This is a genomic window from Thermoplasmata archaeon (genome assembly GCA_036395115.1).
Taxonomy (GTDB): domain Archaea; phylum Thermoplasmatota; class Thermoplasmata; order RBG-16-68-12; family RBG-16-68-12; genus RBG-16-68-12.
The window spans coordinates 16,982-41,474 of record DASWDU010000037.1 but is presented as its reverse complement, the minus strand read 5'-3'; the positions used below and the strand labels follow the sequence as shown (position 1 = coordinate 41,474).

At 62.4% G+C, this 24,493-nt stretch carries 20 protein-coding genes and 5 pseudogenes; 12 read left to right on the top strand and 13 right to left on the bottom strand.

Features of this window, described 5'->3' with window-relative positions; genetic code table 11:
• Positions 1–7: 7 nt before the first annotated feature.
• From VF992_09140 to VF992_09130, 3 genes and pseudogenes are all read right to left on the bottom strand, one after another.
• Positions 8–420, bottom strand: a pseudogene (locus tag VF992_09140) (PIN domain-containing protein).
• Between the two features lie 15 nt (positions 421–435).
• Positions 436–678: a hypothetical protein gene (locus VF992_09135; GenBank protein ID HEX9341310.1), complete on the bottom strand. Its 243-nt coding sequence runs from the start codon at positions 676–678 to the stop codon at positions 436–438.
• A 149-nt stretch (positions 679–827) separates the two neighbouring features.
• Positions 828–965 (bottom strand): annotated as a pseudogene (locus VF992_09130) (rhodanese-like domain-containing protein).
• Between the two features lie 71 nt (positions 966–1,036).
• Here VF992_09130 and VF992_09125 point away from each other — a divergent pair.
• Entirely contained in the window at positions 1,037–1,276 is a 240-nt protein-coding gene (locus VF992_09125) for an antitoxin VapB family protein (GenBank protein ID HEX9341309.1), read from the top strand.
• A complete protein-coding gene (locus VF992_09120) occupies positions 1,215–1,682 on the top strand; it encodes a PIN domain-containing protein (protein HEX9341308.1) in 468 nt (155 codons plus the stop codon). The genes VF992_09125 and VF992_09120 overlap by 62 nt, the downstream gene beginning before the upstream one ends.
• Before the next feature lie 173 nt (positions 1,683–1,855).
• On the opposite strand, the gene VF992_09115 is transcribed toward VF992_09120, so the two are convergent.
• Positions 1,856–2,203 (bottom strand): hypothetical protein, encoded by a 348-nt coding sequence (locus VF992_09115; protein HEX9341307.1) that lies wholly within the window; start codon positions 2,201–2,203, stop codon positions 1,856–1,858.
• Positions 2,204–2,218: 15 nt separating this feature from the next.
• The gene (locus VF992_09110) at positions 2,219–3,670 is read right to left on the bottom strand and encodes an RHS repeat-associated core domain-containing protein (GenBank protein HEX9341306.1); all 1,452 of its coding nucleotides are present in this window, start codon (positions 3,668–3,670) and stop codon (positions 2,219–2,221) included.
• Positions 3,671–5,034: 1,364 nt separating this feature from the next.
• On the opposite strand from VF992_09110, the gene VF992_09105 reads away from it, so the two are divergent.
• Together VF992_09105 and VF992_09100 are read left to right on the top strand one after the other, a co-directional pair.
• A complete protein-coding gene (locus VF992_09105) occupies positions 5,035–5,280 on the top strand; it encodes a hypothetical protein (protein ID HEX9341305.1) in 246 nt (81 codons plus the stop codon).
• Between the two features lie 52 nt (positions 5,281–5,332).
• The gene (locus VF992_09100) at positions 5,333–5,932 is read left to right on the top strand and encodes a hypothetical protein (protein HEX9341304.1); all 600 of its coding nucleotides are present in this window, start codon (positions 5,333–5,335) and stop codon (positions 5,930–5,932) included.
• Between the two features lie 696 nt (positions 5,933–6,628).
• Here VF992_09100 and VF992_09095 read toward each other — a convergent pair.
• The 7 genes and pseudogenes from VF992_09095 to VF992_09065 form a co-directional block, all read right to left on the bottom strand.
• Positions 6,629–7,726 carry an RHS repeat-associated core domain-containing protein gene (locus VF992_09095; protein HEX9341303.1) on the bottom strand — a complete coding sequence of 366 codons (1,098 nt, stop codon included), beginning with the start codon at positions 7,724–7,726 and terminating at the stop codon, positions 6,629–6,631.
• Positions 7,723–8,154, bottom strand: coding sequence for a hypothetical protein (locus VF992_09090; GenBank protein ID HEX9341302.1), 432 nt, complete (start codon positions 8,152–8,154; stop codon positions 7,723–7,725). The genes VF992_09095 and VF992_09090 overlap by 4 nt, the downstream gene beginning before the upstream one ends.
• 23 nt (positions 8,155–8,177) lie before the next feature.
• Entirely contained in the window at positions 8,178–13,469 is a 5,292-nt protein-coding gene (locus VF992_09085) for an RHS repeat-associated core domain-containing protein (GenBank protein ID HEX9341301.1), read from the bottom strand.
• A gap of 169 nt (positions 13,470–13,638) precedes the next feature.
• On the bottom strand, positions 13,639–13,992 hold the full coding sequence (locus VF992_09080; protein ID HEX9341300.1) for a hypothetical protein: 354 nt from the start codon (positions 13,990–13,992) through the stop codon (positions 13,639–13,641).
• Between the two features lie 78 nt (positions 13,993–14,070).
• Positions 14,071–14,178, bottom strand: a pseudogene (locus VF992_09075) (sulfurtransferase).
• Positions 14,179–14,842: 664 nt separating this feature from the next.
• On the bottom strand, positions 14,843–15,067 hold the full coding sequence (locus VF992_09070) for a type II toxin-antitoxin system HicB family antitoxin (protein ID HEX9341299.1): 225 nt from the start codon (positions 15,065–15,067) through the stop codon (positions 14,843–14,845).
• Positions 15,068–15,152: 85 nt separating this feature from the next.
• Positions 15,153–15,329: pseudogene (locus VF992_09065) on the bottom strand (rhodanese-like domain-containing protein).
• A gap of 53 nt (positions 15,330–15,382) precedes the next feature.
• Between VF992_09065 and VF992_09060 the strand changes: the two are divergent.
• A complete protein-coding gene (locus VF992_09060) occupies positions 15,383–15,619 on the top strand; it encodes an antitoxin VapB family protein (GenBank protein HEX9341298.1) in 237 nt (78 codons plus the stop codon).
• Positions 15,620–15,850: 231 nt separating this feature from the next.
• Here VF992_09060 and VF992_09055 read toward each other — a convergent pair.
• Positions 15,851–16,033, bottom strand: a pseudogene (locus VF992_09055) (OsmC family peroxiredoxin).
• 294 nt (positions 16,034–16,327) lie between these two features.
• Between VF992_09055 and VF992_09050 the strand changes: the two are divergent.
• The 7 genes from VF992_09050 (at position 16,328) to VF992_09020 (ending at position 24,415) form a co-directional block, all read left to right on the top strand.
• Positions 16,328–17,128 (top strand): cupredoxin domain-containing protein, encoded by an 801-nt coding sequence (locus VF992_09050; protein ID HEX9341297.1) that lies wholly within the window; start codon positions 16,328–16,330, stop codon positions 17,126–17,128.
• A gap of 225 nt (positions 17,129–17,353) precedes the next feature.
• On the top strand, positions 17,354–17,794 hold the full coding sequence (locus VF992_09045; protein HEX9341296.1) for a hypothetical protein: 441 nt from the start codon (positions 17,354–17,356) through the stop codon (positions 17,792–17,794).
• 223 nt (positions 17,795–18,017) lie between these two features.
• Positions 18,018–19,010 carry an ABC transporter ATP-binding protein gene (locus VF992_09040; GenBank protein ID HEX9341295.1) on the top strand — a complete coding sequence of 331 codons (993 nt, stop codon included), beginning with the start codon at positions 18,018–18,020 and terminating at the stop codon, positions 19,008–19,010.
• 1 nt (position 19,011) lies between these two features.
• Positions 19,012–21,882: an FtsX-like permease family protein gene (locus VF992_09035; protein ID HEX9341294.1), complete on the top strand. Its 2,871-nt coding sequence runs from the start codon at positions 19,012–19,014 to the stop codon at positions 21,880–21,882.
• Positions 21,883–22,022: 140 nt separating this feature from the next.
• Positions 22,023–22,715: a DUF4386 family protein gene (locus tag VF992_09030; protein HEX9341293.1), complete on the top strand. Its 693-nt coding sequence runs from the start codon at positions 22,023–22,025 to the stop codon at positions 22,713–22,715.
• Between the two features lie 33 nt (positions 22,716–22,748).
• Positions 22,749–23,912, top strand: coding sequence for a DsbA family protein (locus VF992_09025; protein HEX9341292.1), 1,164 nt, complete (start codon positions 22,749–22,751; stop codon positions 23,910–23,912).
• The gene (locus tag VF992_09020; GenBank protein ID HEX9341291.1) at positions 23,861–24,415 is read left to right on the top strand and encodes a methyltransferase domain-containing protein; all 555 of its coding nucleotides are present in this window, start codon (positions 23,861–23,863) and stop codon (positions 24,413–24,415) included. The genes VF992_09025 and VF992_09020 overlap by 52 nt, the downstream gene beginning before the upstream one ends.
• Positions 24,416–24,493 lie beyond the last annotated feature (78 nt).

The window sequence follows — 24,493 nt, the reverse complement described above, 5'->3', positions numbered from 1 at the left end:
CACATCCTCATCCGCTGCGCGATCCGAGGCGAACTAGGTCCGCGGTCCGGTATACAGGGAGGCCTTCCAGAGCGACGAGCCCTCTATCCTCCGTCCAGATCCCATCCGCTTGGAGCGCGAGGGCAAGAGCCACATACGGAATGTCCTTCGGATCTCGACCTCGGAGGAGGCTTTGGGCTTTCTCGAGCCAATTGTCGTAGTCCGCCGCTTCGTGTTCGACAACGTGCGCCCGAAGGATTCGCAGGGCTTCCCAAAGACGTTCGGAGGCTGGCCGCTACGCTTCGACAGCTCGTCGCGATGGGCGTCGATTTCGTCGAACAAGTAGTCGGGTGCATGCAACTCGTGGCCGCCGACGACTACGAGACGTCGGGTCGTGGAGTCGCGCAGCAAGGCTGCGATGAGGATGTTCGCGTCGAGCACGAGCTTCAGGATTCATCACCTAGACCCCGTGCTCTTCCTCTTCCGATGCTTCTTCCAGACGCCCTCCTTGACCGAGTCGGCGACGTCCCCGACGTCCCGCTCTGTGAGCCTACTTCCGCTAAGCAAGGCATCGAGCCGGCGCAGGTCCTCGAGTTTCTTTGCAAGTGCTTGGCGGGCGACCTCGCTCCAGCGGATTTCGGGATGTTTCTTCATTTCCTCGTAGAGGTCGTCGGGGACGCTGAGGGTAAGATTGGCCATCGTGGATTGTACGTGTAGTCACGTACTTAAGTGTTCGCACAGGACCGCCCAAGCAGATTCGGTCGGACTAAGCGCGGCCTACCGGAACCGCCACGAGCCGATGTCATCTCGCGAGAGGCGAAACGCTTTGCGGATGCCTCACGGCTTTCGATCGGCGTCCGCACGAGGTTCCCCCACTCCGTCCACGAGCCGTCATAGTTCCGGACGTTCGGGTAGCCGCGGAAGTCCTTCAGGAGGAACCACGTGTACGACGACCGGTCTTCGACCCGGGAGGTGGCGATAGTGTCCCCTCGGCCGTGTCACCCGTGCAGGCTTGTCCACGACACGGTTATATACACAGAAACACATACACAGGTGCATGGGTACGAAGACGATTTCCCTCGAAGACTCCGCGTACGTGAAGCTCAAAGCGGCGAAACGACCGGGGGAGAGTTTCTCCGACGTAATCAACCGTATCTTGGGAGGCCGCGAGCCGTCCCTGCTCGACCTCCGGGGGCTGTTCGACCGCAAGTCCGTGGACCAGCTCGCTGCAGCGATTGCTCGAATGCGGGACGAGGATATCGAGGCGCAGGAGCACCGGCCCCCAATTCGACGGTGAGGCTCTGGGGATCACCTTCGACGCGAACTTCATCATCGACCTGCTCCGGTCGGACCGACTCGCTGTCGCAAAGGCGAAAGAGATCGAGACGCGCGGCGACACTCGGTTCCTCACGGCCCCGGTCCTCTACGAGATCACCGCGGGCCTCCTCTTCGCGCGGTCCCGTTCGGAGGCCGCTGCTTTCCGCGCCTTCGCCTCCCGCCTCACCGTGCTGCCGTTCGACGAAAGCGCTTCGGTCAAGGCCGCGGAGATCCGCGCGGAGCTCATGCGGCTCGGAAGGTCGAAAGGCCACCTCGATACGATGATCGCGGGGATCGTGATCCAAGGAGGGCACACGCTCGTCACGAGGGATCGAGACCTCATGGAGATTTCGCATGCGGTGGGCCTGACCGTCGAGGGGTACTAGGCCGATCCTCACCTCTCGATCGGCGTCCGCACGAGGTTCCCCCACTCCGTCCACGAGCCGTCGTAGTTCCGGATGTCCTGGTACTGAGGCGGTACTTCAGGACGCAGGAGGCCCGGGAGGATGTCATGTGTTAAGGACGACCGGTTTCGGTCTGATCGCTCGGAACGGCCGGATCATTTCGTTTGCGATTGACGAGGGGCACCCGCGCTCTCGGCCGCCAAAGCTGTCTGGGCCAGTCGCCGGGACAGCAGGTACGCCCCGATGCTCAGGGCGGCTACTCCCCATAACACGCCGACTCCGGGAAAATTTTCCAGGACGAGGATTAGCAGGAAGGCCACAACGATACCTAGCCCAATCGCTGCAAATACTAGAATCTGCGCCACTCGGAAGTAGCCCGCGATCAGCTTGGGATTGCCCGACAGCCGGGACACAACCTTTGGCGAGACCGCACCCCGCATAACCTGCCATAGGAGAACCAGCACCCACGCGGTTAGTAGCACGGCAGCAAGCACGTCCAGCATGAGACCCGACCTTCACTAAGAGCACTGCTGGTTCATGCCGATACCGATCGCAAGGAGCCCCATCACGACCAGCCCGCCGAAAAAAATCCACACGTGAGGTTCGAGCCAAATCTCCGGGGCGAAGATTGTGGCCACAACTGCGAAAAAAACAACAAGCGCGATTAATCCCACGCCTGCGGCGACAGCGCCCCAGTTCGTGCACGTCCCCCTCGGCGCGCTCCCACTGCTGCTCGTCGAGGTTAGAGACGCGTCCGGCGCGTTGTTTGAAGGGATGCAGAGGCCACGGGCCACGGCCCATCCGTCGCAGTACGCCGACGTGTAGGTCCCGGTTTCACCGCTCGAACTAGCCGAGCTTCCTCCGCCACCCGGTTGTCCAGTCCCATAGTGGCACTCCCAGCCGCTGCAGCCCTCGAACCACCGTCCGGACGGATCGACGCGGTTCACGGGATTCCCGCCCGCGTACGCGTAGAGGTTCGGTCCGTCCGCCATGCCCGACGGGTCCGACGAGGTGAACCGGCCTGGGGATGGGTCATAGTAGCGAGCTCGGTAGTACAGGAGCGACGCTTCGTTTTCCCGTGAGGTGAAGCCGTACGTGTTCGAAATTCCGCTCTGGGCCCGGATTGCCCCGAAGGCGTCGTATCGATACGTCGACGACATCGCCCCGGCCGAGTCTGTCGCTCGCGTGACGCTCCCAAGGGCGTCCCCATGATAGTAGTACCACGCGGTCGTCTTGTAGCCGAGGAGTTCGTCGACGCCAATCCCGTGGAGATAGGTGGCGGTCTTCGTGCCCGTCGACGTGTATTCCTCGATCGTGTCATCATACCCGCTCGGGCTCATGGGGTCGTTCCCGAAGTACGTCGCCGTGCCGCCCGACACCCGCTTCAGGCGCCGGCCGTCCGCCGAGTAGCCGTACGTGCTCGTTGAGGACGAGGTCGTGACCGACGTGAGGCGGTTCTCGATGTCGTACGCGTACGTCGTCGTGGCCGAGCCGGTGACGCTCGTTTTTTGGTTCCCGTCCCTGTCGTGCGTGTACGTCGTCGTCGCCCCGCCCGTGATCACCGCCTTCAGGAGCTGGTCTTCCTTCCCGTACGAGTACGTCGTGACGACGAGGGATCCGCCGACCCTGACCTCCCGCGACGTGAGCCGGTTGCCGTCCGCGTCGTACGTGTAGCCGATCGACCGGCCGTTCGAGTAGCTCTCGTTCAGGAGCCGGTACAGGTTGTCGTACCGGTAGTTCGCGGACGAGCCGTTCGCCTCCGTCATGCTGAGCCGGCTGCCCGCCTTGTCGAACGTGTACGCGAACGACTCGAGGACGCTCCCGCTCCGGTTCGTCCAGATGTTCGTCACGCGGCTCGCCTTGTCGTAGCTCGTCGTCGTGACGGCGCCGTTCGGATAGGATGGGACGCGTTCACGCTCCGAGGCCATCGAGGGCAACGACATCAGGTTGATTGGCGCGTCCTTGTCCATGCATCGAGCATTATTCCTGCAGCCACAGTCCCTAGGGCAATCCAACCCAGGGCTGCAACGGCGCGTGACAGCGCGGCGTCGACCGTGCTGCCTGGTTGAATGACCGTCAACTCTCGCAGCACCACGTACACTCCGCCGGATAACGGTTGAACCGACAGAACTACCATAACTTTGGAGGTATACTTCCCACCCTTTTCAGCGAGCGAGTGTCTCACACGGAAGAACCACAAGGCCAGCCAGAGGATCGACGCTGCGATCCCCGCAAATCCTCCCGGCAGCACCCACCACGGGCTCTCCGTCAAGCACTGTCTCCATCAAGAACCGGTGAGGGCCCATGGGATGGGAAGACCGGTCATAATGTCCACAACCGCGCTCGTGCTGCCTCCCAGCACCACCACGCGCAAAAGCGGAGGACTACGCCCTTATGGAAATCTTCCCGCTTGCTGCGGCAACGGCCAGCGATAGAGACCACACCGCTAGGAGCCAAAACACAAGCGGGAACCATGATGGTCGTTGCCCCCAGAATAGGTCTACGGTCGCAAGGACGACCAACGCGAAAAACGTCGCAAACCAGATGATGCGCCATTGGCCACTTTTCACGGCGTGCACCTCAGAAACGTGGGGTACATGTGTCAATGCACATGCCTATTTCAATCCCCACGCACGCGGCCAGAGCGATCGCACATGCCCGAGGCTCCCGGCCAAAGGCACAGACAGCACCGGCGATGAACCAACACCAGTTGAATATCCACTGTCGATTGCCAGACAGAGTAATCACGCAGTTCAGTACGCAGCCCCAGTCCGTGTGGTGGGTCCGGCACCACCAGTAGCCAATGACGATGTACTCCCACCACGAACACGCGTGACTCCCAGAGGGGTCTATACAGCTGGCCGGATTGTTCCTCGCGTAGGTGTATGGGTTCGGACTATCGATCATCCCCGCCGGGTCCTTTGTCATGAACCGGCCGACGGACGTATCGTAGTATCTCGCTCGGTTGAAATACAGACCCAGTGCGGCCTCGCGTTCTCGAAATGTGAACCCGTAGGTGTTGCTCGATCCTGTTTGAGAGCGCATCGCGCCGAACGCGTCGTAGCGGTACGTTGACAGCGTTGCGCCGGCGGCGTCCGTGAGCCGCGTCACGCTCCCGAGGGCGTCGCCGTGGGAGTCGTACCAAGCGGTCGTCTTGTTGCCAAGGAGCTCGTCGACGACCGCTCCCGGTGTGGCGGTAGGCGATGGCCTCTCTGTCCGGCGTCACGCCCTTCAGCCCGTAGAGCGCCCCGCATTCCGATAGCGCCCCGACGGCCAAGCGGGGACCGAATGGCGAAACCCAAAGCTTAATGATATCAATTAGATATCCATTCCCGTGGCCGAAACGCAGGTCCTGTTCCGCGTGGAGAAGGAACTCCTTCGGGCCTTGGATCGAATCCTCTCGGCGGAGGGATTCAAGACGCGGAACGAGTGGTTCCGGGCGCAGATTCGAAAGGCCCTCGACGACGCGAAACGGAAGCGGGCGGCGGGGCTCCCCGATCGCTTGACCGTCGAAGGCGTCAGCGAAGGCGACATCGTCGACATGGTCCGGGAGTGGCGGTCGAAGAAGGGTCGCCGTTGAACATCATCGTCGACACGAACGTGATCGTTGCGGCCCTGATTCAGCGGGGATCGTGCGGGAGTTGATCCTCGACCGTCGGAAATCGGAACCGGGCGTATCATCTGTTTCTTGCACGGATGATTGTCCAGAATTCCTGACCCGTCTTCGCCATCGCATCGTCATTTGCGGGGAGGAAGAGCTTTACAAAACCCCTTTCGAACCTATTGCCGGTGGTAACGCCCTTGCGGACGTGGCCAGCGACGGACAATCCGAAAATGCCGAAGAGACCGAAGGTGACAGCAAGGGCTTCCATTACGACCAGACCGGGAAAAATGGTGATGAGCCCCCGAATCCACAGGGGGGCAAGCGCGCTAGTCAGCCCGAGAATCAGCAACAACGTACTGTAACCCCTAATTTGAATCCACAACGGGGGCACCGTCTGGCGCCGTTTCGCAACTGTCGCGGCAATTCTCCCGAAGCGGGCCATCTCGAGACCTTCATTGTTGAGTATCGGCTTATCCCTGTCGCTCGTGACCAGGTGGACGATAGCAATCACGAGGAGGTGGGCGGCAAGATGAACTCCAGATCGCTGCTTCTCGCGGCGCCAAGCCCATTCCGGGAGACGACGGTAAGCGAGATGGCTCCTCGAATCACCCAACGACCTGGGCGATGAAGCCTTCGATCCTGGACTTGGCAAGCCTGAGGCCTGAGTGGAGTCGCTTCCCGCATCATTAACTGTGGTCCGACGGCGGACGGATGCGGCTCTCCTTAGTTCGTTCGTTCTTTCCTTAGGAAACGTTGCCAAGACTCGCGACCCCTTACATGTTGGCTCCACTGCGCTGGGTCGGTGAGGATCAGGGACACAAGAAATGCGTTGCCCGCCGCCGCGCCAGGAGCGGTTTGGGAAATCCCGAAGTAAGTCGCCCCTAGAGTCTCCAAGAAAAGTAAGAAAAGGAGAGAGAGGATTAGATAGAAAAAAACCCAAACGGGGATCGTGAATGGTTTACTAAGGAGGATACGGACGTTCTTATACCCAAATATTACCGCATTCACCATGACGACCACAGAGCCAATCAGGTTCATCGTAACCCAGTCAAGAGCCACCTAACTATCACCATCCTTACCCGGCGGGTGAGGGTGCTTGAATCTCGGACCTTCTTAAGAGGATTTCTCCGCTGTGGCTTGCGCCTTTGCGGCGAGGATGAAGTTAACCTTGTCCTCGGCGTTCCATTAGGGCGTCCATAGACCGTTCTCAATCCGTCCGCGAGTGAGTAGCAGTCTAAACTCCCTCTGCTCGGCATTCCAAGCTCCACCATTGGGTGTCCATGCGTCAAGGCCATGATACGTTAACTCCGCGAATCGGCCCGCGTTAGTTGTGCCAAATGAAATGCGGGTTGTTTGGTGGAATTAGCCATGTCTCTATCCATACGCCCCTGAGCCCCCCCAGCCCGTCCACCCATTGAATGTATCCAGCTGTAAACGCGGCCGCAAACCCCATGAAGGCCGGAATGGCGGCGGCTGGAGCCGTTACGCCGAGTAGGGCAAGAGCGAGCGCCGTAGCTCCTAGACCCGCTGAGAACATCCAATACATACCTATGAACGATTGAGTCTCCGGTTCGTTCAGAGTCAGCCTGTACTTGGCGACACAGAACCACCACCAGCAGTCTACCCAAAATCTGAGATACGCCATTCCGGACGGGTCGATCCGGTTCACTGGGTTGTTCCCCGCATACGAGTATAGGTTCGTCCCGTCGACCATCCCCGCAGGGTCCCGTGTCAGGAACCGTCCATATCCGGAGTCGTAATACCTCGCCCGGCTGAAGTATAAGCCGGCCGACTCGCGTTCTCGAGATGCGAACCCGTAAGTGTTGCCCAGTCCCGTTTGCGACCGCATCGCCCCGAAGGCGTCGTATCGGTACGTCGACGGCGTTCCGCCGCCCGAGTCCGTGAGCCGCGTCACGCTGCCGATCGCATCCCCATGATAGGAATACCAAACGTTCGTCTTGTACCCGAGGAGCTCGTCTACGCCGATGCCGTGGAGGTACGTCGTCGTCTTCGTTCCGGTCGATGTGTACTCCTCGATCGTGTCATCCATCCGGCTCGGGGTCATGGGGTCGTTCCCGAAGTACGTCGTCGTGCCGCCCGACACCCGCTTCAGGCGACGACTGTCCGCGGAGTACGCGTAGCTGGTCGTGGACGACGAGGTCGTCACCGACGTGAGTCGGTTCTCGATGTCGTACGCGTACGTCGTCGTGGCCGAGCCGGTGACGCTCGTTTTCAGGTTGCCGTCCTTGTCGTACGTGTACGTCGTCGTCGCGCCGCCCGTGATCACGGCCTTCAGGAGCTGGTCTTCCTTCCCGTACGTGTACGTCGTGACGACGAGGGATCCGCCCACCTTGACCTCCCGCGACGTGAGCCGGTTGCCGTCCGCGTCGTACGTGTAGCCGATCGATTCCGTTTCGCTCAAGTAGGTCGCGTAATGCGCGGGGCGGGGTCTGCATTCCTAGCTTTCGGGAGAAGGATATACCCCGCGAAGGTAAGGGCGATTGCGACATGGACTCCATAGATCCACCAAGTGAACGGATACACCCAAACGAGGTAAGCGCCCGGGGCAAGCCACATTGTGAGTCCGAAGACGAGCACGAGTCGGACAGTGGGTGTCAAGTTGGAGACGACGTCGGGACCAGCCAGCCGGAATCTCGCTAAGACTACTCCGGATATGATGATCAACGCGGCCGTCAGTATGAACCAGTCGTTGGTCCACCAGCGGGGCCAGATCGCCAGTCTACTATCGTGGGTAGCAGCAAAGAGAAGTAGAACCAAGAGCAGGACCGAAGCAAGTCCAAGCAAGGCAAGCCTAGGATCTAGTTTCAGGACCTTGACGTCCTTTCTCACCGAACCACCCCGGAGAACGTGTCCTACAAATGCAGGTCATATACACAAGCGTCCCTAAAGCAACCGCACATTCCAATGGCCGACGCGATCAGCGCTATCCCGCAGCTGATGACCCCGCCGACTACGCCAATCCCCGCAATGGCAGCTCCAATAAATATTGATGCGATACACACCCCTGCGCCGATGCCGGCATTCAGATACACACAATCAGTCACCCTGTTGTATTGAGCTTGTGTCATCCTGCCAGAATGGACGGCGCACTCGACGTGCTTTATGACATGCTGGCAGGTCCACGGAAACAAGAAGGCCCACTCCCACCATTCCCCGCAGTGCATTCTGCCCTGGTCCTGGCAATAAGCGTCCCAGGTGGGACCCGTCCAGCTGCTGCCCCCGCCGCCACCGCCGCCATCAAAGTACATCCCCGACGGGTCAATCCGGTTCACGGGATTCCCGCCCGCATACACGTATAAGTTCTGTCCGCCGCACGGTCCAACAGGGTCCTTCGAGATGAACCGGCCGAGGGACGTATCGTGGTATCTCGCTCGGTTGAAATACAGACCCAATGTGGCCTCGCGTTCTCGAGATGTGAACCCGTACGTGTTGCTCGATCCTGTTTGAGAGCGCATCGCGCCGAACGCGTCGTAGCGGTACGTTGACAGCGTTGCGCCAGCGGCGTCCGTGAGCCGCGTCACGCTCCCGAGAGCGTCCCGGTGGTAATCGTACCAAGCGGTCGTCTTGTAACCGAGGATCTCGTCGACGACGATTCCATGAAGGTACGTCGCCGTCTTCGTGCCCGTCGACGTGTACTCCTCGGTCGTGTCGTCCATCCGGCTCCGGCTCACGGGATCGTTGCCGAAGTACGTCGTCGTGCCGCCCGACACCCGTTTCAGGCGTCGGCCATCCGCCGAGTATGCGTACGATGTCGTGCCGGAGGAGGTCGTCACCGACGTCAAGCGGTTCTCGATGTCGTACGCGTACGTCGTCGTGGCCGAGCCGGTGACGCTCGTCTTCTCATCGCCGTTCCGGTCGTACGTGTACGTCGTCGTCGCCCCACCCGCGATCACGGCCTTCAGAACCTGGTCTTCCTTCCCGTACGTGTACGTCGTGACGACGAGGGATCCGCCCACCTTGATCTCCCGCGACGTCAGCCGGTTGCCGTCCGCGTCGTACGTGTAGCCGATCGATCGGCCGTTCGAATAGCTCTCGTTCAGGAGCCGGTACAGGTTGTCGTACCGGTAGTTCGCCGACGAGCCGTTGGCCTCCGTCATGCTGAGCCGGTTGCCCGCCCTGTCGTACGTGTACGCGAACGACTCGATCCCGCTGCCGCTCCGGTTCGTCCAGACGTTCGTGACGCGGCTCGCCTTGTCGTACTTCGTCGTCGCGACGGCGCCGTTCGGATGCGTCTCGGTCGTGCGGCGCCCGTCCATGTCGTAGCCGAACGACCACGAGAGGCCCTCGCTTTGGTTCTCGTACGTCTGCCAGCCGGCGGCGTTGTAGAAGTACGTGGCATAGGATCCGTCGGAGTACGTCAGCCGGGTCCGGCCGGAGTCCGCGTCGTATTGGTAGCCCTGGGTCTTCGTGAAGGACCCGTAGTTGTCGACCGTGGACGTCGCCCGGCCGTGGACGTCCCACGTCTCCGTGCGGGTGTACCCGAAGCCTGCGAACTGGACCACGTTTCCGTCCTCGTCGTACTGCGTCGTGACGACGACGGAGCCGGGATACGTGACCTTCGTCACGCGGTTCAGCTTGTCGTACGCGTACGTGGTCCGATTGCCGTTCGCGTCGGTCCGGGTCGCGACGTTGCCGCTCCGGTCGTACGTGACGCGAGTGACGTTCCCCCCGGGCGTCGTCTCGCTCGTCTCCCGGTTGTACGGATCGTACTCGTACGTCGTCGTGAAGCCGCGAGGATTCGTGACCGTGACGAGGTTGCCCCGCGTGTCGTAGCCGAAGACCGTAGAATTGCCGCCCGTCTCGATAATCTTGGACTTGGCGCCAAGCGTCACGTTAATCTGGAACTGCGTCGCGTATGCGTTAGGATCGATGACCTTGATCACATCGCCCCGCGCGTTGTAAACGTAGCTCGTAAAGTTATTGAGAGGGTCCGTGACCTTCGTCATGCGGCTGTCGTCATCGTAAGTCCTCGTGGTGACGAAAGCCATCGGATCCGTGACGGACGTCTGCCGGCCGATCGCATCGTAGGCGTACTGCGTGACGTCGTTCCTCGGATCGACTTGCCGAACCAGCCACCCGCTCGCGTTGTAGACGAACCAGGTCGTGTAGCCGCGGGCGCTCACGGTCTTGTTGAGGAAACCCGAGGCATCGTACCCGGTACGAGTGACGTTTCCTCCGGGATCCGTCACCGAGAGCTGGTTGCCCTTGGAGTCATATGCGTAGGTCGTCGTGAAGCCCCGGAATGTGGTCCCCGCCGACGGCACGACGAAGTAGTTCGTCGCGTTGTTCGCCTCGAGCCACGCCCGCCATGAAACGTTCCCTCCGGGGTCCGCCGTCCCCACGACGTTGGTACGGAACCCGTAGCTCATCGCCCAGGTGTCTCCGCCGCCATCTGCTCGGGAGATCTGGTTCATCTCCCCGTCCCAGACGTACGACGAAGAGTTGCCCGTCGGGTCGCAGGCGCAGCCGATCGGCGGTCCGTTGACGGACATCGCGTTGCCGAACGAGTCCAACGTGAGGGTCGTCCAGGAGCCGCGGGCGTCCTGCACGGCCCGCGTCGTCGACGTATTGTATGCGAGCGTGTACTCCCGGAACTGCCAGTCCGTCCTGAGGGTGCTCACGTTCACGGACTGCCGATCGAGCGAGGCGACCTGCTGGCCGTTCGCGAGGTAGTTCACGAAGGTCGTCCCCCCGACCGGGTCGATAATCTGCTGGAGGGCGGCGATGTTCCCGTTCGTGTAGATGTACTGCTTCTTGAAGCCGAGGGGGTCCGTCGCCGTGAACAGGACCGTCGAGGTGTATCCGTACGTCACCGTACGACCGGTGGGGTCCGTCACCGTCGTGATCTGGTTGTGGGCGTCGTAGGCGAACGACAGCGCCTTGCCGGTGGCGTCGGCGACTTGCAGGAGGAGGGGCGGCGAGCCCGTGGAGTACGTCATCGTCAGCGTGTTGCCGTTCCGGTCCGCCATGGAGAGGAGGAGCCCCGCGGAGCTGAAGCGCTCGCTCCCGCCGTCGGGCGTCCACATGGTGTACGTGCCGTCCGCGTTCTTGACGAGCCGGTCCGGCACGCCTGCGGGTGGCGAGAACCCGCCCGTCGTGCCCTTCGCCATGAAGAGGAACGTGGACCCGTCGGGCCCGTTCCCGGTGACGCTGCCGTTCGGGTTGACGGTGAGGCTTTGGCCGTAGTTGAACGTCCACCCCAGGCCGAAGGCGCCCTGAACGGTGGCTCGCATGCTGTTGTAGGAACGCACGATCGCCAGCGTGAACCCCTTCCCCTGGAACGCGATGTCCGTGGTCCTGTGATACAGGTTGCCGCTCACGAGGTTCACCATGCCGCCGACGTAGGGATACCACGGCTCGAAGCCCGTGTTCGAGGTGGGATTCGTCGCCGGCGTCCCGACCTGCGTCGTCACGCTCGTCAGGGATGGCGTGGATTCCACCCCGCTGGACAGCCACGCCCGGATCTGGTAGTACCGCTGGCGGTCTTGGTCCGGGAGGGGGTAGTAGAGGCCCGCCATGACGTCCGACTTGAGGTTCGTCCACGGCCCCCAGGCGACGTTGTTTGCGGAGCTGCGGACCTGGAGGTGGACCTGGTTGTACGAATCGACCGTCCCGGCGATCTGCGTCCGGAGGGGCTTGTTCACCGTGCCGGCGTCCTGGACCGCCTTCGTCTCGAACCCGCGGTCCGTGTTCCACACGCGGACGTCATCCAGGTTCACGGAAGCGGTGCTCCCCGTGCTGAACCGCAGGTAGCCCGTGATCGCGGAGGGCGGACTTGCGTCCGTCCCGGTCCACATCCGGATGCCGTTCCACCACATCTCGAAGGAGTTCCCTTTCGCCACGAACTTGAGGAGGTACGCGGTGTTCAGGTTGATCGTCGGATTGAAGGAGCCCAGCGTCGTGGTGGAACCGGCAACGGTCTTCTGGAAGGTGACCGAATCGCCCGCGCTCGACACGATGATCGCGTAGTAGTTCGAGGCATCCTTGTACCGGGTGAACATGGTCGCGGGGCCGTCCGCCGTGAAGGTGAACCGAGTCTCGACTCGCTGGTCGTACCAGGATGTCCCCGCGTGGACCGCCGCGTTCGGGTTCATTTTCATCGCGCCGGACTGCCACGTGACCGTCCCGAGTTCCTTCGTCCAAATCTCGTTCAGGTTGTCGTTGAAGTTGTCCGAGAGCCAGCCGATCTTCGTGGCCTGGTCCCCCTTGTCCTGGGTCGCGTCTCGGAACAGGCCGGTGGCGTACGTCAGGACGACGTCGTCGACCCAGGCGACCGCGTAAGGTTCACAGCACGGGATCGATCGGCCATCGGACGCAGTGCCGAGTCTGCCGACGGTGAAGCCGTCGTTCGCATTCGTGCCGATCCGGTAGTGCGCGAGCTTCAGGCTCGCGTCGTTCGCGTCCCGGATCTCCATCGTGAGCATCTGGATCGACGAGTCGTAGTTGATCAGGAAGTGGTACTCTCTGTTTACCTCCAGCGTCTGGCCCTCATAGAACGTGTTGATCCTGAGCACTCCGCCCGCGTCCTTGTAGTACATGTAGTAGTATGGAGTGTTGCAGATGGGATTGCAGCTGGGGGTGGCATGGTTGTCCCGTCCCGCGTACAGGAAGTAGATGCTGCTGGCGGCGTCCCCCTGCGTATTCGACGCCGGGATTAGGAAGAGCGGGAAGGCGTACTGCCAGTTGCCTTGGACCGTCGCCCGCCATCGCGCGGTGACCGTGAAGTCCGCGGCCGTATCCAGCGTGACGGGATTCCTGACGAACATCTCGTCCCCCGCATCCCGACGGTCCGCGGTAACGGAGATCCGTTTGTTCGTGGCGTCCCAGTTGAGGACGCTGTACGGCTGCGGATTCACGACCGCGAAGCTCTCGGCGGACGTGTCGTACGTGTAAACGTAGGTGTTCTGGCCGGAGATCACGCCGGCCGGGAAGGATGTCGAAAGCGGCGTGGCCCCGGTCGAACCGCCGGGCGAGAGAGTGGCCGTATCCGAACCGGTCTGGTTCCCTTGGGCCGTTGTGCCTCCGTTCATGGTGGAGGCGGTAACCGAAGGTCCGGCGGCCGCGGGCGTGGACAAGACGCCGAATGCGAGCAGGACCATGATGATCGCCGCGAAGACGGCGAACGGCCGCTGCAAGCGGCGCACGAATGCAGGCGTCGACTCGGCTCTCTCGGACGATCGGGCGCGTCGGATGGTTTCGGAAATCGAGTTCCCCCCGCACCGCGAGGGGGGCGGCGGAAGCAAGGCGGTTCCGGACTCGGCGTCCGGACGGTGGTTCCCAAAAGCTTAAGTTCATGCGCGCGACGGGAGCCTGTCACGGGCGGCCCTTGCCGCCTAAGCCGTACTTCCGGAGGAACGGAGCCACGTTCCGCGTGTACTCGTCGTAATATGCGTAGCCCCTCTTCGTGACGGCCCAATCCGGGCCGAGGAGGCCCATCTCCACGAGCTCCGCGACCCGGTCCATCAGGCGTCCGTTCGGCAGGCGGACCTGATACGCGACGCGGCTCGGGACGGCCTGTTGTCCCGCTTTGTGGAGGAGATGGAGCTCGCAAAGGATGTCTTGGTAGACCTGAAAGGTCAGCCTTTCGCTCGCAGTCGCGCCGACCGCCCCCGGCAGGAGTATCCGAAGAGGATAACTTAAAGGCGACGGTCCAAAGTTCCCCTTCACGTCCCATGGCGGAGGCGACGAGGCGCGCTTGAGTGCTGCCGATTGGGCCCGCTCGGGTGGATGGGGAGGAAGGACCGCTCACTTCTCGATTGGCGTCCGAACGAGGTTCCCCCATTCCGTCCACGAGCCGTCGTAGTTCCGGACGTTCGGGTAGCCGAGGAGGTACGTCAGGACGAACCGCGTGTGCACGATCGTTCCTCGATTCCACCATAGGCGATGCGCCGTGCTTTCAAGCCATGAATCCATAGGTGTGAGGCCTCCCGAGAGTACGAGCCTTCTCCTGCTACTCGAATTGGAAATTTGTACCAGGCATGGATTCTCTGACCATTCGTCGAGAGCAGGTCGATTGAAAGAACGACCTTTGGATGCCTGACGGTGGCGCGTATGAACGCGTTGTTGAACACGGCATCTCCCACGTAGCCAACGATGTACGCCAGGGCGAGCCCGCCTGCTACCAAACCTGACAAAAGGTACTGGTTCAGGCCGATCACACTAAGCAGATAGGCGGCGAGGACAAGGTAACCGGTGCCGATTGAGACTCCCGCAACCAGTGCTGGGTGAGTATATCTGCGCGCTGGCATGAACATGACAAGTCTGCCTGGAGAGGCATCCAAAACGCCGGGCCATCTCGGCGCGACTTCAGTGCCGAGGGCCCCGAGTTGGGTGAATTCTTGTCCAGAAACCTCAGGCACCCACATCCCGCCTTTTTTTGGTCTTTGTTGCGGAAGAATGCCAAGCACCTACGCGTAGCCCATCTTGACGGTTTTCAGAACAACACCCCGAGCCAGCCGAAGCGGGCCATCGCACGCAGGAACCGTCGCCCGTTGATTTCGCCGGGCAGGCGGGCCATTCACACGTCCACCGTCACGACCTTGGCAGAAAGTGGCTTGGCGCGCCGGCCTCCGCGAGCCCCTTGGGCCGCGAGCTCTTGCAGATAGAACCGGACCCCTTCCTTCGCGAGCTTGATGACCTCGCGTTCGCTCTTCGCGTCTAGGAACAAGCCAGGCAGGCCGGGGACCGTTGCGCTATAGTGCCGCGTTTCGGTGTCGTGTTCGATGACGACCCGGTACTTCACCTCCGAGAGTAGGGCTGGGCGAATCTTAAGTGTATCGAGGAGGGGTATGCGAAGCTACCCTCCTCTCGGTAGGGACAGTCCTCGCCTAAGCTGATCGGTGAGTCAGTTCGCGCTCGATGTGCCCCTTTGATGGCTTCTCGATCGGCGTCCGCACGAGGTTCCCCCACTCCGTCCACGAGCCGTCGTAGTTCCGGACGTTCGGGTAGCCGAGGAGGTACTTCAGGACGAACCACGTGTGCGACGATCGCTCGCCGATCCGGCAGCGCATGACCTGGGACGAAAAGGCTATCTGTTTAAGTGCATGTACACTGACCGATGGCGGTCAAGACAATCACGGTAACCGAGGACGCCTATCGGAAGCTCGCCCGCTTGAAACGCAGCGGAGAGTCCTTCTCGGACGTCATCAACCGCGTTCTTGGGGGGCCTTCCGCGAAGACTTTGATCGGGGTGCTTGACGCGGAAGGGGGCGATGACGTCGAGCGCGAGGTCCGGCGCATGCGGCGCGATTTCGATGCGTCGACGAGGAAGCGGTCCAACGCACTTCGCCGATGATCGCGGACACGGATTTCTTCACAGAAGATAGCCCGCGACCGTAATGTGTACGTCAAGAAGAGGTGACACGAGGCCGAATGAGAATCGCCTTCCTACATCAGCTTCTAGCCCGATCGGTTATCGATGGCAGCAGAGACCTGCGGGACTCGTCTCACGAAGTCCGGAGCTTGGTTTCATGGTTCTTCCCGAACGGCGCCCGATTGCTTCGGATGGGACGCGTTCACGCTCCGAGGCCATCGAGAAGCAGCCCGCGTGCGCGGCGGCGACGAGTTCCTCCGGGTTCGTCCAGGGCGCATCCTCGAACCGCATCGAGAACGTGTAGGGGACGTCTCGCAGCGCGCCGCTCGCCGTGGACACTACGCCCTTTCCGTCTTTCAGCCCGCCCTTCCACTGGGCACTCGCCTTTCGTCGCATGGGATCCGCGCCGACCGGAATTGGGTCGCGGGCTTAATGGTTCGCTCCATCGGTCATGCGGGGTAGAGCGTCGTTCCGGATCTAGGTTCGTCGTCCGCAGACCTATTCCTCCCATCGAGCCTCCTCAAAATCGGCCTCTACAGAAAGGGACCGGTGGAAGCGCGCGGTCGGAAGCGAAGCTATATTATGGGCACAGACTGTCTCCTCCCCGAGGGGGAAGACCGTGGAGTCCGGGAGAGGTTCGCCTGATTTTTGGGTGCCTTGGTTGTGGGGGCGAGCGTTGTGAGCGGGGACATGGCGACGCCTGGAAGCGAAGCCCGGACGCCTTGGACGTTCGACCGGATGATCATCGTGATGGCGTTCGTCGAGCTGCTCATCGCCCTCCTCGTGACTGGCGCATTCAGCCCGATTCTCTTCCTCTTCGTCGGGCCGTTCCTCATTCCCCCCATCGTCCTCGTCGGAATCCTTCTCTGGAGACCGAGACCCTGGGCCCATCTCGCCGCCGGGATTGGGATTTCGTACTTGTTCATCCTGTTCCTCCCGTTCGTCATCGCGGGCTTGGCGAATCCCTCGAATCCGTACGAATACGCAGGCACCGTGTTGGGTCTGCTCTCCGTCGCTTGGGCTCTGCCTGCGGGCGTCCTCGCGTTCCTCCGGGGACGTAAGGGGAGGCCCCAGCTTTCCCCTCGCGAGGGTTGGCACAGCTGGCAGGGCGTCTACTCGGTCGGCGTAGCCCTCCTCGCAATCGGCGCGGCCCTCACGAGCGCGGCGGCCTGGAGCTATGCCGCGAGCCATCCGAGCACAGGGGTCGACTTCGAGCCCCAGGCGTCCGTCACGCTCACCACGGAAAACTTCATGTTCTCACCCTCGGCGCTCACCGTTGCGCGCCAAACCCTGACGGAGATTGTCATCACGAACCGCGATGGTACGTTACACACGTTCACGTATGAACTCGGCGGAAAACTCTACACCCATGATCTCGTGCCGTATACGACCACACGGGTCCTCGTCTTCTTCGACGCCGCGGGGACGATCCCGTTCTGGTGCATCCCCCATCGGGATAGCGGGATGACGGGCGAGATGACGGTCGCCTGAATCGAAGAGTGCCGGGGGCGGACGCTCGGCCGGTCGACCGGCAATCGTTCACGGAGCTCGAGACGAGGCCTACCGAATGTCCATCTTTGGCACTTGACCTCGTCTCCGTTGCCTCGGAGGCTCCGAGACAGTAAACACCGTGTATCTACTTGGGCGACGTCTTGCCCCACCGATTCCTGCCCTTGACCCATGATCCCGACAGCGACTATAGAAGGAGTGGGCCGGATGCGCGACGCCTGGGCTTCCAAGGGATTGTCCCAGGAACTCCAAGCGTACGTGCGGTGTGAGTACCGAGGGGACGCATCGGCCGTCCTCGCGGAGATCGCCCGAGCGGGCCGGGTCAAGCCCGCAGAACGTGTCGTCCAGGCGAGGCAGGAGGAGCCTTTCGCGTCGATCCCGAAGGCTGCTCTCCGCCGACTGAAAGCCTCCATGGCGACGATCGCGACCGGCCTCGGGACGACGACCCTCGGCCTCGGCTGGGACTACTACGTCCATGAGGTCGTGAAGCAGGTGACCGAGGTGGAGTCGATGTTCGCGGCGCCGCACCTGCTCATCTTTGCGGGCTTCGCGATTACGGGGCTCGGATTCCTCGCGGCGAACGTCGCCTCGAAGTTCCTCCTCGTTCCCGGCCTGGCTCGATTCGCTCGCGCGCGAGCGATCCGATGAACGGAGGAAGCTCCGAGTCGGGCTCGGGACGGATCGATCGGGAGGCGAGAGACGGATGGAGAAGCCGGGGACACGAGGTCATTCGGACGAGCCGAAACCTAGATTTAGGCGCCGGATGATGGCTCGGGGGCCAGAGGACGCGCGACGCGCGCGAGCTGCCCGTCACTCTCTCGTAGGGACGCGAGACGCTCCGCGTGCGGGGTCTTCGACAGGCCGAGGGAGGATGGCGAGCGAACGGCGAACGCCGACACGAGGGCGCCACAGCGTCGCTCGCGCGACGGTCTGGGTCTTGTTCGCCGTTACCTCCCTCGCGACGATCTTGTACGGATTGAAGGTCATCGCGGGGGTCACGGTCCCCGGCTTGTACGTTCGCGTCCTCCCGGAGCTCTCCGACGGCGTGAAGGTCGGCCTGCTCTGGCTCCCCACCGCGGGGCTCGTCATCGCCCTCCTCCGCCGGAAGCCGGCGGGATCCCAGGCCCCCGTTCCAGAGGCCGAGGCCTTCGCTCCGCCCGCCGGGGAGGACGGGGGCCCGATCGTCGTCGCTCGAAGCCTCACGAAGGTGTACGACACCGGAGCCATCCGCGTGTCGGCCCTCCAGGGCATCGACCTCGCGATCGAGAAGGGGGAGATGGTCGCGATAATGGGGCCATCAGGGTGCGGCAAGACGACGCTGCTCAACGTCCTCAGTGGAATCGACGACGCAAGTTCGGGGGAGGTGCTCATCGGCAGTCGGTCCCTCGGGAGGATGACCGATAACGAGAAGACGGACTTTCGCGCGAATCGGATTGGGTTCGTCTTCCAGTCGTACAACCTCCTCCCGGTCCTCTCCGCGGTCGAGAATGTCGAGCTGCCGCTGCTCGTCCTTGGACGGAATCCGGCGGATGCGCGAGAACGGGCTCTCCGGGCCTTGGAGGCCGTCGGTCTGACCGGCGAGGCGGACAAGCGGCCGATGGAGATGTCGGGGGGGCAGCAGCAGCGGGTGGCGATCGCTCGAGCCTTGGTGAACGATCCGGACATCGTGTTCGCCGACGAACCGACGGGGAACTTGGACAGCGACACGAGCGCCGACGTCGTCGCCTTGCTCCGGCGATTGAACCGAGAAATGGGCCGCACATTCCTCATCGTCACCCACGATCCCGAGGTGAGCCGGGCGACCGGGCGGATCGTGCACATGCGCAACGGACGGATCGAGCGCGAACTGCGGATGGGGGGCTGAAATGATCGACTTCACGCCGTACTTGACGGCCGTACTCGTCGTCATCGGCGCCTTACTTCTCCTCGGTTTCCGGCGTCGAATCCTCCTGCGCATCGGCGTTCGAAACTTCCTCCGACGGAAGGGCCAGGTGGCGCTCGCGGTGGCAGGTTTGTTTATCGCCACATCGATTATCTCCGGAACCCTCGTGATGGGCGACAGCTTCCGTGCCACCTTCCGGGAGCTCGCGATTCGCGGGCTGGGTCTTGTCGACGAAATCGCTTGGGTGCCCGGCGGCTCCGGGACGTATCTCAGCCAGCGTTTTCCGGGCCTTGGCGGTGCCTTCTTCAATGAGTCCGTGTACGCTGGTGTCGAAGGACGCCTCGGCGAAATGCCGCATGTGGAGGGAATCGCGCCTCGGATCCTCCTTCCCGCAGCGATCTCCGACCAAGCAACCGGCTACGTCGAGCCCGCAGCGGACTTCGTTGCTTTCGACCCCATCCGTGACTTCGACGTCTTTTCGGTGGGAGGGCGACCGTATGCGGCCACGGACATCCTCTCGGGCGAAGCGGCCCTGAACGCGAAGCTCGCGGATCGACTCGACGCCCGCGTCGGAGATGCCCTGAAGGTCGACACCGCCTTCGGCACCGCGACCGTGAACGTCCACATCGTTGTTGACGACGTTGGGAAGGGGGGGCTATTTGTTCAGCCGAATCTGTTCGTGCGCCTTCCGGACGCCCAAGCTCTCCTAGACACGCCCGGGCAGATCAACGCAATCTTCGTCTCGAATTCGGGCGGAGCGGCCGATTCCTCGGCCTTCACGGACGAGGCCATATCGGAGCTCCAACCGTGGCTTCCACCCGGACAGACCATCGTCCCAGTGAAGCAACGGGCCATCGAGGAAGGGGAGACGAACGTCGATTTTGTCGTCCAGATCTTCGGGCTCTTGGGAACGTTCACGTCGATCTCGGGCGTCTTGCTGATCATGAACATCTTCATCGTCCTCGCGGAGGAGCGCAAAGGCGAAATGGGCATCTCCCGCGCCGTCGGCATGCGCAGGTCCCATTTGACCGAGACGTTCGTCTTCGAAGGGACGCTTTATGCGTTAGCTGCGAGCGCAATCGGGACCGTCGCAGGTCTCTTCATCGCCGTGATGGGCCTCTTCGGACTGGCCCCTCTCTTCCGGGGAGGCACCGGTGTCGAGCTCGAACCGGTCTTCGCCTTTGAGGTTTCGAGTCTCGTCATCGCGTTCTCCCTCGGATTCTTGATCACGATGATCGTAATCGCCCTTGCCTCGTGGCGCGTGAGCCGGCTCAACATCGTGCGAGCTATCCGAGACATTCCCGAGCCCCTTGCTCGGCGCGGCACGCGGCTCCAATGGCTGCTTGCGGCCGTCTCCCTAAGCCTCGGAATCGTTGCAACGTGGCAGGCGAGTCGATCCCAAGTCCCGGTGCTATCCGTGCTCGGGCCGTCGTTGCTCGCCTACGGCGCGGCGGGGCTCATCCAGCGGGTCGTGGGCGCGCGCGCTGCGTATACCTTCGCGGCCCTGGCCGTCTGTGTCTGGACCGTCCGCCCGTGGTGGCTCCAAGGTTCCGCGGACGACTGGGGCGCCTATGTCGGCTTCGTCGCCGCCGGCACGCTACTCGTGATGTCAACGATCGTCGTAATCGTGCTCAACAGCCGCTTCCTGTTGGCCGGCTTGACCAGGCTCGCGAGCGGCCGGAGCTCGCTCCGCCCGGTCGTGAAGACGGCGGTGTCGTACCCGCTGGCGCGCAAGGGCCGCACGGGGCTCACCCTGGCAACTTTCGCCCTCGTGGTCTTCATCATCACTCTCGTTTCGATGTTCTCGACCCTCTTCATAGGGAACGTCGAGCAGGCCATCGTGGATCAATCGGGAGGATACGACATCGTGGCGCGAGCAAACATTCCGAGGCCCGGGGCGAACTTCGATGCGGACTTTCGTGCCGCACCGGCAGCGTCAAAGATCGCATACTATAGTGCTTTCAACGGTTCCATCGCGGTCATCGCCCTCCCGACAGGGAAACTTGTGAGTTATCCCGTCTTCGGCGTTCGAGAGGCTTTCGCGGCCCAGAACGCGTTTCCGTTCTTCAGCCTCCTGCCACGATTCGAGACGCCGAGAGAGGCTTGGGAGGCGCTCGCGGCGGATCCGTGCCTGGCCATCTTCGATGGCGGGATCCAAGACCTCGGTCCGGTAGCGGGCGATCGCCTCGACATTGTGAACGCCGCGGGTCCATGCCGGTCGTTCACGGTCGCTGGCGTCCTGAGAGAATTCCTCGTCACTGGAATGTTCGTGAGCGACGCGGTGGCCTCGGAGGCTTTCTCGGCGCAGGCGCCACTCGGTTTCCTGTTCAAAGTGTCTTCCGGCGAATCGCCAGACGAGGTGAATCGTCTCCTCGAGCGGGACTTCACAGCCTACGGGATGGACGCGACGGTGTTCCGGGAGTTCATTGAAGAAATCCTGCAGGTCAACCTGTCCTTCATCCGAATCTTGGAATCGTTCCTCGCCCTCGGCCTGGTCGTCGGGCTCGCAGGACTCGGGGTCGTCACGATGCGAAACGTCGCCGAGCGGAAGAACGAAATCGGCACATTGCGCGCGATCGGCTTTCGACGGTCCATGATTTTCAAGTATCTTTTGATCGAGACCTCCTTCGTCTCGCTCCTCGGCATCGGGGTCGGCATGCTCCTCGGAATCGCGTTCGCGTACTTCATGCTCCAGCGGTTCCCCACGGGCCCGGAAACCCCGTTCGTGGTCCCGTGGAGCGACCTGATCACCTTCGCCGCCGTCGCTTACCTCGCCGGGCTTCTCGCCACGGTGCCGCCATCCCGGGGGGCTGCGCGGCTTCCACCGGCACAGGCCCTACGATTGGTTGAATAGACGCGTGATCGCCGACGTCTCCTCAATCATCTCGAACCGCGCCCGACGGCGGCCCGCGGAGGCCTACGTGCCTGGTCATCCCATCAGACCGGAACTTTAATGTCAGGACATCAAGATCGGGACCTCAGAGGGGGACGTGCGTGGCGAGTGTCGGCGTTCGGGCGAAGTGGGGGAACGACCGGATCGGGGCGTTCTGCGGATTTGTGTCCGGCGTATTGTTCTTCGCGGCATTCTCCGTTTCTCAGGCGCAGTTCACGATGACGGGAGAGCAAACCCTCCAATCATTCTCCAGCTATAGCCCGACGGCGGTGGCCACCCTCGTCGTGTTCTCCCTCGTCCTGTTCTTCGCCGTCCCGTTCTTCTTGACGCTTCGGGATGTCCTCGAGAACCAGAACCGGCTGTTCGCGAATGCGGCCGTTGCGTTCCTCGTCATCGGCTTTGCAGTGACGGCCGCGTCCTTGTTCGCCCAAGTCGCAGGGCTTCGGACCCTCGCAGACATTTACGCGCAGAACACCGGCGCCCGTCGGGATGCCGCCGCCGTCACCGCCGAGGCGGTTCTGGGCCTGACGAACGGCCTCCTGATCCTCGGCCTCATCGCGCTGTCGACCGGGGTGCTGCTGTTCGGTGTCCTAAGTCGGAACAGCGGGCGGTTTCCGAACTGGCTCGCCTACGTTGCCATCCTGTCCGCCATCCTTGGATTCGTGGTCTTCGGCCTGCCCTTCTCGCTTGCGACGCTTGCCGCGGGGATCGGCTGGTTCTTCCTCCTGCTGGTGTGGATGTTTGCCTCCTCCGCGTACCTTTGGCGGTCCGGCGCCATGCCCGCATCGCCGTGACCCTTCACGAATCACTCGGCGGGGGTTGAGGAGTTGAAAACGGAATCGCCCGTCGAGATCGTTCATTTCGCGGATCCGTGGTGCTGGTGGTCGTGGGGCCTCGAGCCGGTCCTCCACCGACTGAAGGAGGTCTACGGGGAGAACCTGAAGGTCACGTACAAGATGGGCGGCCAGTTCGAGAGCCTCCAGGGATGGATGGAGGAGTACGATGTGGACCAACGCTCGACGGTGGAATGGATTCACGAGTCGATCGAGCTGACGAAGATGCCCATCCGGCCGGACTACTACTTTCGGACGGGTGCGACGAGTTCGTATCCCGCATGCCGTGCCTTCAAGGCTGCCCAGCTTCAGTCCGAGGAACTCGCGCCTCGATATCTGCGTCGCATGATGGAAGCCTTCGGGCTCGAATGCCGAGCCGCAACCGACGACGAGATCATTCGCCTCGCGGAGGAGATTGGCCTGGATGGGCGCCGGGTGAGGAAAGATTCCCACTCCGAGGCGGTCGCAAAGGCCCTTGACGTGGACCGGGACGAGATGCACCGGAGCGGTGTGAACTTCCTCTCCCTCCTCGTCCGGAACCGCGATGGGCGGCAAGTCATCGAAGGCGAGGTCTTCACCGCCAAGCCGTTCGAGACAATCATCGATGACCTCGCGCCGGGCCTCCCGAAGCGGAGCCCGGCGGACATCCTGGACTATGTGGAGCATCACCGGGCCCTCACCCCCGCTCACGAGATTGCGGAAGTTTTCCGGATTCCCGACGAGGACGCGCGACATCGACTAGAGACCCTAGCGGCGGCGGGTTTGCTGACCGCGCATGCCTTCGACGGGATCGCCGCCTGGCGCTGGGCCGACAAGAAGGTAGAGAAGCTCCCGATGGAGCTCGTGAGGGTCTCCCACGTGCCTCCCGAGGTCCAGGTCGAGAGTCTGTCGGACCTCAAGCCGATTGTCACGGAGGCTGTGCAATCTCTATATACGGAGGTCGCGACGCGGCCGGACAAAGCATACCACTTTCCGCTGGGCCTCGACGCGCTCCGGTATCTCGGCTATCCGGAGGAAACCTTCGGAAGCTGCCGCCGACCGCCACGGAGTCCTTCGCCGGCGTGGGGTACCCACACCTGGCGGAGTCGATGCGGCCAGGCGACACCGTGCTTGACATCGGATCTGGCTCCGGGACGGACATCCTGTTCGCCTCCTTGAAGGTCGGGTCATCCGGGAACGTGTACGGCCTCGACATCACTCCCGCGATGATCGCCAAGGCGCAGTCGAACATCGAGCGGATGGGAGTGAAGAACGTCCGAATCCTGGAGGGGGACGCGACGCGCATCCCGCTCCCGGATGGCAGCGTGGACGTCGTGACGAGCAACGGGGTGCTGAACCTCGTGCCGGACAAGTCCTCCGCGTTCCGCGAGATCTACCGCGTCCTGAAACCCGGCGGGCGCCTGCAACTTGCGGACATCGTCGTGCAGTCGGACGTTGGCGACGTCTGTGGACTGAACCCGCAACTCTGGGCGGACTGCATCGGGGGCGCTGCCGTGGAGCCGGAGTACCTAGAAACGATCGGGTCGGCAGGGTTCCACGACGTACGGATCCTGAAGCGACTCGATTATTTCTCTCGGTCGTCCTCCGAGAGCACAAAGCGAATCACGAAGACGTTCGGGGCGGAGAGCGTCGTCGTGGCGGCGCGGAAACCAGGGCATTAGTGGCTCCCCGGTTCGGTCACCCGAAGGCGATGGATGGCTTTCAGGCCTGGCCGACCGATCACGACTTCTCGATCGGCG

Excerpts from the sequence above, each read along its gene's own strand:
- VF992_09040 (HEX9341295.1), top strand. The coding sequence starts at position 18,018 with ATGGCGAGCGAACGGCGAACGCCGACACGAGGGCGCCACAGCGTCGCT.
- VF992_09110 (HEX9341306.1), bottom strand. The coding sequence starts at position 3,670 with ATGGACAAGGACGCGCCAATCAACCTGATGTCGTTGCCCTCGATGGCC.
- VF992_09050 (HEX9341297.1), top strand. The coding sequence starts at position 16,328 with ATGGCGACGCCTGGAAGCGAAGCCCGGACGCCTTGGACGTTCGACCGG.
- VF992_09115 (HEX9341307.1), bottom strand. The coding sequence starts at position 2,203 with ATGCTGGACGTGCTTGCTGCCGTGCTACTAACCGCGTGGGTGCTGGTT.
- VF992_09135 (HEX9341310.1), bottom strand. The coding sequence starts at position 678 with ATGGCCAATCTTACCCTCAGCGTCCCCGACGACCTCTACGAGGAAATG.
- VF992_09045 (HEX9341296.1), top strand. The coding sequence starts at position 17,354 with ATGCGCGACGCCTGGGCTTCCAAGGGATTGTCCCAGGAACTCCAAGCG.
- VF992_09125 (HEX9341309.1), top strand. The coding sequence starts at position 1,037 with ATGGGTACGAAGACGATTTCCCTCGAAGACTCCGCGTACGTGAAGCTC.
- VF992_09060 (HEX9341298.1), top strand. The coding sequence starts at position 15,383 with ATGGCGGTCAAGACAATCACGGTAACCGAGGACGCCTATCGGAAGCTC.
- VF992_09035 (HEX9341294.1), top strand. The coding sequence starts at position 19,012 with ATGATCGACTTCACGCCGTACTTGACGGCCGTACTCGTCGTCATCGGC.